The sequence below is a fragment of the Xanthomonas sp. SHU 308 genome (genome assembly GCF_000364645.1).
GTDB classification, from domain to species: domain Bacteria; phylum Pseudomonadota; class Gammaproteobacteria; order Xanthomonadales; family Xanthomonadaceae; genus Xanthomonas_A; species Xanthomonas_A sontii.
In genome coordinates, this window is record NZ_AQOK01000903.1 from 1 (window position 1) to 10475 (window position 10475).

A 10475-nucleotide genomic window follows, 5' to 3' on the forward strand; every position below is an offset into this window, starting at 1 on the left:
TGTCGATCCGGCCACCCTGCGCATCGTCGCCAACGACGCCAGCAAGACCTACGGCGGCACCGTCAACCTCAGCGGCTACAGCGTTTCGGGCCTGCTCAACGGCGACACCGTCTCCGGCGTCGCCCTGGGCAGCGCCGGCGCCGGTGCCGGCGCCGCGGTCGGCAACTACGCCATCACCGCCTCCGGCGCGACCGGCGCAGGGCTGTCCAACTACGTCGTCAGCTACGTCGACGGCAGCCTGCGCGTCGATCCGGCCACCTTGCGCATCGTCGCCAGCGATGCCAGCAAGACCGTCGGCAGCACCGCCACCCTCACCGGTTACCGTGTCTCCGGCCTGCTCAACCGCGACACCGTCTCCGGCGTCGCCCTGAACAGCGCCGGTGCCGGCAGCGGCGCTGCGGTCGGCAACTACGCCATCACCGCCTCCGGCGCCACCGGCGCAGGGCTGTCCAACTACACCATCAGCTACGTCGATGGCCTGTTGAGCGTGGTCGCCGGCAACGGCGATGGCGGCGGCGCTGTCCAGTTGCCCACCACCACCGTGCAGGCGATCAACACCTCGGTCGCCGCCGCCACGGTGACCAGCGATGCCAGCAGCACGACAGAGACCAGTCCGCAAAAGGCCGATGAGACGGCCAGGCAACTGGCGGCCGCGGCACATGGCGGCAGCAGCGGCACCGTGACGGCCGCCACCGACTCGATCCTGATCGTCGACGGCGGCATCCGCGCCCCGGCGGTCGCCTGCAGCCCGGGCGCGTCCAACGCCTCCGCGGACAGCTGCATCATCCGGCAGTAGCCGGGAATGACCTGACGACACCGCGCGGCGGTGTCGTCGGGTCATGGCACGGCTTTCGTCACGGCCCTCGCCGGCACACGAATCGGCACCGGGCTCTCTGCACGAACGCGCGGCGATCGATCGCCGCGCGCCCGATTGTTTTTGCTGTTGGCGCAGAGCGTGCGTCGGGATACGCACGGCCGCCTGCGATCAGGCATCCGTCGCCGGCGGCACGCGCGACACTGCGAGCTGTGCATCCGGGCGGCGCGGCAGCAGCAATACGAAGCAGACCGACTCGTCGGGTGCCTGCCTGGCCAGGCCTACCCATCCCCCAAGACGCTCGGCGATGCGCCGCACCAGGTACAGACCGAGCCCCGCGCCCGGCGCATGCCGCGCGCTTTCGCCGCGGTAGTACTTCTGGAACAGCCGCTCGCGTTCGGCAGGCGCGATGCGTTCGCCCGGATTGGCGACCTCCAGCCGCAGCCCTCCGGCACCGCCGCGGACGCGCACGCGGATGGCCATGCCCGCCGGGCAATGGCGGTCGGCATTGGCGAGCAGGTTGCGCACGGCCACCCGCAGCAGTCCGGTGTCGGTGAGCAGACCATCGTCGTCGGTGAGAATCTCGCAGACCACGCGCTGCGGCGGGAAGTCACCGCACAGGTCGTCGAGCAGGACGCGCAGCGCGCACGGCTGCAGCCGCAGCTCCGAAGCCGCCTCGCCCATGCGGTCGTCGGCGAGATACTCGTCCACCAGCGCCAGCAGCCGTTGCGCCGCGTCGCGGATGTTGCCGCAGCGCACGCGATTGCGTTCCGGCGGCGCATCCAGCTTGCGCGCCAGCTGTTGCGCCGAGGTCATGATGACGGCCAGCGGCGTGCGGAACTCGTGCGACACCATCGCCACGAAATCGCGTTGCTCCTGCATGACCTTGCGCTCGGTCTGCAGCAAGCCGCGCAGGTCGTTCTCCAGCGCCTGCCGCCTGCCGATTTCGTTGCGCAGCTCTGCGGTGCGCAACGCCACGTCACGCTCCAGCGCCAGACCGTGCCTGCGCGCGAGTGCCACCGCGGCCTCGGCATGCCGCCGTTCGCGCAATCGGCGCTGCCGCTCGTAACGGCCGATGAGGAACACGCTCAGCAGCGTCATGTGCAGCATGGTGCCGAACGTGGTGGCGTACTGGGTCCACGCATTGACCGGGACGAATCCGAGGTTGCGCAGGAAGCCCAACATCACCCCCAGATAGAACGGAAAGAACGCGAGCACGAAGAACAGCGCCGGCCGATAGCGGCGCCACAGCAGGTGCAGCCCCAGCCCCGCCAGCAGCAGGATCTCCAGCAGGCCCAGCGACTGCACCGGCTGCATGCCCCAGGCGTAGTGGCCGGCGAGCACGAACACGGCGCAACCCAACGCGACCGCCCACAACAGACGTGTGCCCCAGCGCACCAGCCGCGGATGAAAGGCGCGCAGGTTCAGTTGCCGGCTGGCGACCTGGAATCCCACCGGCAGACTGCAGGCGATGCTGATGCCCAACAGCGTGTCGCTCCACGCCATCGGCATGCCGGTGACCTGCTGCACCAGGCCGATGGACATCGCTTCGTTGAACACGCAGCCGCCGAGATAGGCCACGAACAGGCCACTCATGCGCGCGCGCGTGGCGAGCCAGAACAGCACGTGCAGGCACAGCAGCAACAGGTAGAAGCCGAAATACAGGCCGAACTGCAGCCCCTCGCGCCGCGAGTGGTTATCGAACGGCAGCCGTTGCCAGACGTCCAGACGGGTGACCAACGCGTTCTTGCTGCGCAACCGCAGCAGCACCTCGTAATCGCCCGCATGCGTTGGCGCGAACTGGAAGACCGGGCTGCGGTAGTCCACCGGCCAATCGCGCCGCGGCACGCGTTCGCCGCTGTCCCCCAGTGCGCGCCAGGCGCCGCCCTCGGGCCGCACGTAGGCCTGCACGTCGTCGAGCAAGGCATTGCTCAATCGCACCATCCAGCCGCCGGGCGGTACACTCTGGACATGAACAGGCAGGCGCAGCCACACGGCACCGTCAGCGAATCCCGCGTTGAGGCCGTCGGGCAGCCGGGTCCAGCCGGTCGCGGCGGCGGCCTGCACCACGTCCAGTCGGCCGTGCGGATCGTCCAGGCGCTGCAGATACCCGCTCGCATCCTGGTGCGCGCTGGTCAACGGCAGCGCCGCGACCGGGGATGGCGCCGCGTCGGCGGCCACGGCCACGCCCACCACAAGCCATGCGCCCACCAGCCAGCGCCACCATTGCGCCATCATTCGCCATACCGCACCCTTGCCAGCCGATGACGTTACAGCAAACCGCACTGCGCGAGGACGCGACTCCATGTCCGAGGTGATCCTGCTCGAGGACGAGCCGGTGCTTTGCGAAGAACTCGGCGAGTTCCTGCAGGATCTGGGCTACGTCGTCCTCTGCGTGGACAGCATCGCCGGCTTCCGGCAACGATTCGATCCGGCGCGCCACACCATGGCCGTGATCGACGTCGGTCTTCCCGACGGCAGCGGCCTGGAACTGGTCAGTGAACTGCGGCGTGCCGGCCATCGGCTGGGCATCGTGGTGTTCAGTGCACGCAACACCGCCAGCGACCGCATCGCGGGACTGGAACTCGGCGTGGACCACTACCTGGGCAAGGGCGTCGATCTGGACGAACTCGCCGCCACCCTGGCGTCGCTGGGCCGGCGCCTGGCCCTGCCGCCACCGGCGGCGCGCTGGGTCCTGGAACTGGCCGCCGCACGCCTGAACGTTCCCAACGCGCCGCCGGTGCCGCTGTCGCGCCAGGATCTGCTGGTGCTGGCCTGCCTGATGCGCCATGCCGGCGAGAGCGTGGGCCACCGCGAGATCGCCGACGCGCTGGGGGTGAACTTCCTCGAGTACGACCGGCGGCGGCTGGACACGCAGATGTACCGCCTGCGGCGCCGCGTGGAGGAAATCAGCGGACGCCCGCTGCCGGTGAAGACCTTGCGCAACAGCGGCTATCGCTTCCACGCACCGGCGGCGATCGCCCCCTGAGCGCCGCGGCGTGCCTCGCCGACGCGCCCTGCGGCCTGGCCACCAGTGCGCAAGCTCCGCTGCCGGCTCCCGCAACACGATGGCCCCTAAACGAAAAACGCCGGCGATGCCGGCGTTTTTCTTTCCTCGCAGGCGTTGCGGGGCCGATCAGCCCTGCCACTTGCCCAGCGCGGCCAGGCCGTTTTCCTTGGCGCGCTCGTACACCACCTGCTGCGCCTTGGCGAAATTGCCCTTCATGTCCTGCGCCCACAGCTTCAGCGCGGCCTGCTGCATGGCGCGGCCGTAGGAGAAGCTCAGCGGCCACGGCAGGTTGCCGAGCTGGTTCATCGCGTTGAGGTGCGCGGTGGACTGCTCGTCGGTCTGGCCGCCGGACAGGAACACGATGCCCGGCAGGATCGCCGGCACGGTGCTCTTGAGGCACATCACGGTGGACTCGGCCACTTCCTCGACACTGGCCTGCTCGTCGCAGTCCTTGCCGGCGATGACCATCGAGGCCTTGAGGATGGTGCCTTCCAGGACCACGTTCTGCTCGTACAGCGCGCCGAACAGCGAACGCAGCGTGACTTCGGTGACCTCGTAGCAGGTCTCGATGTCGTGGTCGCCGTCCATCAGCACTTCCGGCTCCACCATCGGCACTAGGCCCTGCTCCTGGCACAGCGCGGCATAACGGGCCAGCGCATGCGCATTGGTCTCGATGCACACGCCCGACGGGATGTCCTCGCCGATGGTGATGACCGCACGCCACTTGGCGAAGCGCGCGCCGAGCTTGTAGTACTCCTCCAGGCGCGCGCGCAGGCCGTCCAGGCCTTCGGTGATCAGTTCGCCCGGCATGCCGGCCAGCGGATGCGTGCCCTTGTCGACCTTGATGCCGGGGATGATGCCGTGCTCGGCCATGTACTTGGCGAACGGCACGCCGTCCTTGGTCTTCTGGCGGATCGTCTCGTCGTACAGGATCGCACCGGAGATGTGGTCGCTCAGCTTGGGCGTGGTCAGCAGCAGCTCGCGGTAGGCACGGCGATTCTCTTCGACATTCTCGATGCCCACGCCGGCGAAGCGCTTGGCGATGGTGCTGGTGGATTCGTCGATCGCGATGATGCCCTTGCCCGGGGCGACCATTGCCTGTGCGGTTTCGGCAAGCTGTTCGATGCTCATACGGTTCCTGATGGCTGCAGCGGGGGAACGCCCATTATACCGGGCCGGCCTGCATGCATTCCGTTACCGCGGGGATTGCAAGCGGTTACAGGCGTAGACCGTGCATGTTCCCGGCACTTCAGCCAAGTGCATCCGTCATTGCGTCACACTGCGCCTCTTCTTCGGCCTGCGCGGTCTGCAGCGGCGCAGCGTCCAGGGCCGGCACCGGCGCAGGCGCGCCCTGCGCTGTCGGCAAGGCGATGTCGAGCGCATCGAGCAACGGCTGCCAGTCGTCGGCACTGCGCGCGCGGCGGTGCGCCAGCAACGCGGCGTGGTGGCGCAGCCCCGGCAGCTGCCAGCGCAGTTCGCAGCAGACGCGGTCGACTTCCTCGGCCGCTTCCGGCGCGGCGATCAGCCACGGCAGTTGCTCGACCATCTTGCCGGCGCCGGAATCGTGGATGGCCATGATGTAGCCCACGATCAACAGCAGCAGATGCTGCAAGGCCGCGCGCTCGTCCTCGCGCAGGTCGCCGCCGCGCTGCAGCCGCAACGCCTCGTCGCGTGCCCGCTCCAGGCCGTCGAGCAGGGCCGCCACCACCTCGCGCAGGTGCTGCGGATCGTGCGCCGGCGCCTGTTCCAGCGCGCAGTCGCGCAGGCGCTCGGTCAGCAGGTCGACCACGTCGCGCGGGAACTGTCCGGGCACCACGCGCAGCGCGATGCGCATCCGCGCCAGCGCCTGCGCATGGCCCTGCTCGCGCTCGAACAACCCATCCAGCGTTTCGGCACAGGAGATCAACCGGCCCAACGGCGACAGCGCCGACGCGCCGACCGGATAGCCGGAGCCGTCGATGCGTTCGTGGTGCTCGCGTGCGGCCGCGGCCTGCTGCGCCGAGTACACGCCGGATTCGCCCAGCAGCGCGGCGCTGATCACCGGGTGCACGCAGCGCATGCGCCACTGCGCGAAGTCCTGCTGCGCCTCCGGAATCTCCAGCACCACCGGATCCACGTACATCTCGCCGAGATCGTGCAGCAGGCCGACTTCCGCGGCCTCGCGCATCGCCGCATCCGAGCGCGACAGCAGCGCCGCCAGCCAGGACACCAGCATCGCCACCCGCACCGCGTGCGAGAACGCGGCCGGCCGGGTCTGGCCGAGGGTGGTCAGCAAGGTGCCCGGCGCGCCCAGCGTGCGGGCGCGGGCCAGCATGGCCATCACCGGCTGCGCCTGCTCGCCCAGCAACTGCCGCAGGTGCGGGTGTTCGTCCAGTTCGCGCTGCGCGGCCAGCTGCACTTCGCTCGGGCGCAGCTCCTCGCAGAACGCCAGCGAGGATTCCAGCGGACGCAGCAGGCGCCGCGCGATCAGGCGCTCGCGCAGGCCGGCGTTGATGCGCTGGCCCTTGGCGACGAGCAGGATGCCGCGGCGGTCGCGGATATCCTCGGTGACCACCAGCTCGCGCGTGGCCGAGGCCTGGATCAGGTGTTCAAGGCAATGCGTGCCGGGGCGCTCGGGCAGGTCCAGCCCGAGTTCGGCGTGCGCGCTTGGGGACGTCATGGGGGTGTCGCACGATCAGGGAACGGGAGGGCGCCGCGCCGTTCCATGCGCGATCGAACAGGTATTGCCGACGGCGCGGCGGCCGGGGCCGCCGCGCCGCGTCCTTCAGAGTTCGCCCAGGCCGCTGGCACGGCCGTCCGGGCCGACCTCGAGCAGGCGCAGGGTGTTGGTCGCGCCGTGGGTTTCCATGTGCTCGCCGCTGGTGAACACCACGCGGTCGCCCGGCGCCAGCAGGCCGGCTTCGACCAGCACGCGGATCGCGCCGCGCGCGGCCTCGCGCGGAGTCAGGCCGCGGCTGTCGAAGTTGATCGGGAACACGTCGCGCATCATCGCCATGTGCCGGCGCGCGCCGTCGTGGCGGGTCACCGCGAAGATCGGCGCCTTGGCGCGGAAGCGCGACAGGTAACGCGGGGTGCCGCCGGATTCGGTCATCGCCACGATCGCGCGCACGCCCACATGCTGGGACAGGAACATCGTCGCCATGGCGATGGCCTGGTCGGCGCGCTCGAGGTTGCGCGGGGCCATGCCGAAGTCGGTTTCGGTCTCGAACTGGCGCTCGGCGCCCAGGCAGATGCGCGCCATCGCCTCGACCGCACGGATCGGATAGGCGCCGGCGGCGCTCTCGGCCGACAGCATCACCGCGTCGGTGCCGTCGATCACCGAGTTGGCCACGTCCAGCACTTCGGCGCGGGTCGGGATCGGGCTCTCCACCATCGACTGCAGCATCTGCGTGGCGGTGATCACCACTTTGTTCTGCGCCAGCGATTCCTTGATGATCTTCTTCTGCAGGCCGGGCAGCTCGGCGTCGCCGATTTCCACGCCCAGGTCGCCACGCGCGACCATCACCACGTCCGAGGCCTCGACGATCTCGCTCAGGTTCTCGATCGCCTCGGTGCGCTCGATCTTGGACACCAGCGCCGCATCGCAGCCGTGCGCGCGGGCGATGCGCCGCGCCTCGTTCATGTCCTCGGCGTTGCGGCAGAACGACACCGCGATGAAGTCCACGCCGATCTTGGCGACGATGCCGATCAGTTCCTTGTCGCGCTCGGTCAGTGCGCCCAGCGACAGGCCGCCACCCTGCTTGTTGAGCCCCTTGCGATCGGACAGCACGCCATCGTTGAGCACGCTGGTGACGATGCGCTCGCCCTGCACCTCGACCACCTTCAGCTGCATCAGGCCATCGTCCAGCAGCAGCACGTCGCCCGGCGCCACGTCCTGCGGCAGGCCCAGGTAGCTGACGCCGACCTGGCTGGCGTCGCCCGGCGCGGCATTGGCATCGGCGATGAGGTCGAAGCGGTCGCCGAGCTTGAGCGAGACCTTGCCCTGGGCGAAGCGCTCGATGCGAATCTTCGGACCGGGCAGGTCGGCGAGAATGCCGATCTCGGCGCCGACGCGGGCCGCGGCGGCGCGCACTTCGGCGGCGCGCTTGGCCTGGCCCGACGGATCGCCGTGGCTGAAGTTCAACCGCACCACGTTGACGCCGGCGCGGAACAGATCCTCGAGCACGCCGGGCGGGTCGGTGGCCGGACCGAGGGTGGCGAGAATCTTGGTGCGGCGCTGGCGTTCGATCATGATGGCATCCTTGGAAAAAGCGCTCAAAGCTAGCACACGCGCCCATCACACAGCATGGCATTTCGGCATAGACGCACGCGCGGTCCGGCATAGCGAGCGGACAATGCGGGACAGTATGTGGTCATGCAACGCCAATAGCCGCCGGCCTGCGGACACCGCGCGGGCAGGCTCACGCCAGGCGACGCAGCATGCGCAGCCAGCGCCCTGTGCGCCGGACGCACCGGCGCAAGTGCCCATTCAGGCCGCGACGAGCGCCGGCAACTGCGCCGGCGACTGCGCCAGCACATCGGCACCGGCCTGGCGCAGTTCCTCGACATCGCCGAAGCCCCACAGCACGCCGATGCTGCGCATGCCGTGATGGCGCGCGCCGTCGATGTCCATGCGCCGGTCGCCGATCATGCGGCACTGCGCCGGCACGACAGAGAGCCGCCGCAGCGCCTCGGCGATCAGGTCCGGCTTGGCCCGGCGCGCGCCGTCGTCGCTGGCACCGACGATCTCCTCGAAGCGAGCGCCGAACGGCAACTGCTCGACGATGCGCCGCGCGAAGCGTTCGTTCTTCGAGGTCACCACCGCCAAGCGGTGACCGGCCGCAGCCACCGCCTCCACCGCCGCGCCGATGTCCGGGAACACCGTGTGCTCGCGCCAGCCATGGCTGTCGTAGCGGCTGCGGTACAGCGTCAACGCCTGCTCCACCAACGCCGCATCGCCGCCGAAGTGCTGCTGGAAGCTGTCGCGCAGCGGCGGACCGATCCAGGCGCGCAACTGCGCCGGGGTCGGCAGCGGCTGACCCAGTTCGGCGAAGGCATGGCGCAGGCTGCCGACGATGCCGGCCTCCGAATCGACCAGGGTGCCGTCCAGGTCGAAGAACAGGACGTCGGCGGCGCTCACGCGCCGCGCGCCTGCAGCGCGGCCACCGCCGGCAGGGTCTTGCCTTCCAGGAACTCCAGGAACGCGCCGCCGCCGGTGGAGATGTAGCTGACCTGCTCGGCGATGCCGTACTTGTCGACCGCGGCCAGGGTGTCGCCACCGCCGGCGATGGAGAACGCCGACGAGGCGGCGATCGCCCGCGCCAGGGTCTCGGTGCCCTTGCCGAAGGCGTCGAACTCGAACACGCCGACCGGGCCGTTCCAGACCACGGTGCCGGCCTTGGCGATCAGCTCGGCGTAGTGCGCGGCGGTCTGCGGGCCGATGTCCAGGATCAGGTCGTCGTCGGCGACATCGGTGACCGCCTTCACCGTGGCCTCGGCGTCGGGCATGAACTGCTTGGCCACCACCACGTCGCTGGGCAGCGGGATCGCCGCGCCGCGCGCATTGGCATCGGCCACGATCTTGCGCGCGGTGTCGAGCAGGTCCGGCTCGCACAGCGACTTGCCGACCGCATGCCCGGCCGCGGCGATGAAGGTGTTGGCGATGCCGCCGCCGACGATCAGCTGATCGACCTTGTCCACCAGGTTGGACAGCAGCTCCAGCTTGGTCGAGACCTTGCTGCCGGCGACGATCGCCAGCAGCGGCTTGGCCGGTTGCTCCAGCGCCTTGGCCAGCGCATCCAGCTCCGCCATCAGCAGCGGGCCGCCGGCGGCGACCGGGGCGAACTTGATCACGCCATGGGTGGACGCCTGCGCACGGTGCGCGGTACCGAACGCGTCCATCACGAACACGTCGCACAGCGCTGCATACTTTTTCGCCAGGGCCTCGTCGTCCTTGCCCTCGCCGACGTTCATGCGGCAGTTCTCCAGCAGCACGATGTGCCCGGGCTGCACGTCCACGCCATCGACCCAGTCGCGGATCAGCGGCACGTCGACGCCGAGCAGCGCAGCCAGGCGGATGGCCACCGGCTCCAGCGAATCCTCCTGGGTCCACACGCCTTCCTTGGGCCGGCCCAGATGCGAGGTCACCATCACCGCCGCGCCCTGTTCCAGCGCGTGCTTGAGCGTCGGCACCGAGGCCAGGATGCGCTGCTCGGAGGTGATCAGGCCATTGTCGATCGGCACATTCAGATCTTGCCGGATCAGCACGCGCTTGCCGGACAGGTCGAGATCGGTCATTCGCAGGATGGACATGTGATTGCTCGCTTTCGTGGGGTTGCAAAGGGAAAACCGCGCCATCGGTGCAGTATCGGCGTCGGCATCGGAACGTCGGGTGCACGCCGTTCGGCCGATCGCCGCGCAGCGGCCAAACCGCCATTGTCCGGCGTCGGCCGCACAGCGGCAAATCGGTGGAGGACGGTGCGCTGCCCCGCGCGCGCGGCGCGGCGTGCGCGCCGTCGCCGCGGGATCGATCAGCCCGTGCCCTCGCCGGCGCCGGGTTTGCGCAGCAGGCTGAGCGCGAAACCGACCACCAGCAGCGCACCGCCGACCAGCAGCGCCCACAGCAGCCAGGTCTTCCAGTCGCGCGGCGGCGGTGGCACCTGCAGCGCCGCG

The 10475-nt window shown here is 69.8% G+C and carries 9 protein-coding genes; 2 read left to right on the forward strand and 7 right to left on the reverse strand.

Annotation, left to right across the window (positions count from 1 at the left end; translation table 11 throughout):
• Positions 1–796 (forward strand): MBG domain-containing protein (locus tag D588_RS26010; protein WP_017917705.1); only part of this gene is annotated, 796 nt, incomplete at its 5' end.
• Between the two features lie 189 nt (positions 797–985).
• On the opposite strand, the gene D588_RS0123295 is transcribed toward D588_RS26010, so the two are convergent.
• Positions 986–3025, reverse strand: a complete 2040-nt coding sequence (locus D588_RS0123295; RefSeq protein WP_232764356.1) for a sensor histidine kinase — start codon at positions 3023–3025, stop codon at positions 986–988.
• A 94-nt stretch (positions 3026–3119) separates the two neighbouring features.
• On the opposite strand from D588_RS0123295, the gene D588_RS0123300 reads away from it, so the two are divergent.
• Positions 3120–3803: a response regulator transcription factor gene (locus D588_RS0123300; protein ID WP_017917707.1), complete on the forward strand. Its 684-nt coding sequence runs from the start codon at positions 3120–3122 to the stop codon at positions 3801–3803.
• Positions 3804–3950: 147 nt separating this feature from the next.
• Here the strand turns inward: D588_RS0123300 and D588_RS0123305 are convergent, their stop codons facing one another.
• The 6 genes from D588_RS0123305 to D588_RS27480 form a co-directional block, all read right to left on the reverse strand.
• Positions 3951–4955 carry a class I fructose-bisphosphate aldolase gene (locus D588_RS0123305; RefSeq protein WP_017917708.1) on the reverse strand — a complete coding sequence of 335 codons (1005 nt, stop codon included), beginning with the start codon at positions 4953–4955 and terminating at the stop codon, positions 3951–3953.
• A gap of 118 nt (positions 4956–5073) precedes the next feature.
• Positions 5074–6483, reverse strand: coding sequence for an HD domain-containing phosphohydrolase (locus tag D588_RS0123310; protein ID WP_017917709.1), 1410 nt, complete (start codon positions 6481–6483; stop codon positions 5074–5076).
• 105 nt (positions 6484–6588) lie between these two features.
• Positions 6589–8055, reverse strand: coding sequence for a pyruvate kinase (gene pyk, locus D588_RS0123315; protein ID WP_026144035.1), 1467 nt, complete (start codon positions 8053–8055; stop codon positions 6589–6591).
• 237 nt (positions 8056–8292) lie between these two features.
• Complete coding sequence (locus D588_RS0123320) at positions 8293–8943, reverse strand: HAD-IA family hydrolase (RefSeq protein WP_017917711.1); 651 nt, start codon at positions 8941–8943, stop codon at positions 8293–8295.
• The gene (locus tag D588_RS0123325) at positions 8940–10115 is read right to left on the reverse strand and encodes a phosphoglycerate kinase (RefSeq protein WP_026144036.1); all 1176 of its coding nucleotides are present in this window, start codon (positions 10113–10115) and stop codon (positions 8940–8942) included. The genes D588_RS0123320 and D588_RS0123325 overlap by 4 nt, the downstream gene beginning before the upstream one ends.
• A 218-nt stretch (positions 10116–10333) precedes the next feature.
• On the reverse strand, positions 10334–10462 hold the full coding sequence (locus tag D588_RS27480) for a DUF3999 family protein (RefSeq protein WP_304412392.1): 129 nt from the start codon (positions 10460–10462) through the stop codon (positions 10334–10336).
• Positions 10463–10475 lie beyond the last annotated feature (13 nt).

Bases quoted from the DNA above. Each gene is read 5' to 3' on its own strand.
- D588_RS0123300 (WP_017917707.1), top strand. From the start codon at position 3,120: ATGTCCGAGGTGATCCTGCTCGAGGACGAGCCGGTGCTTTGCGAAGAA.
- D588_RS0123305 (WP_017917708.1), bottom strand. From the start codon at position 4,955: ATGAGCATCGAACAGCTTGCCGAAACCGCACAGGCAATGGTCGCCCCG.
- D588_RS0123310 (WP_017917709.1), bottom strand. From the start codon at position 6,483: ATGACGTCCCCAAGCGCGCACGCCGAACTCGGGCTGGACCTGCCCGAG.
- pyk (WP_026144035.1), bottom strand. From the start codon at position 8,055: ATGATCGAACGCCAGCGCCGCACCAAGATTCTCGCCACCCTCGGTCCG.
- D588_RS0123325 (WP_026144036.1), bottom strand. From the start codon at position 10,115: ATGTCCATCCTGCGAATGACCGATCTCGACCTGTCCGGCAAGCGCGTG.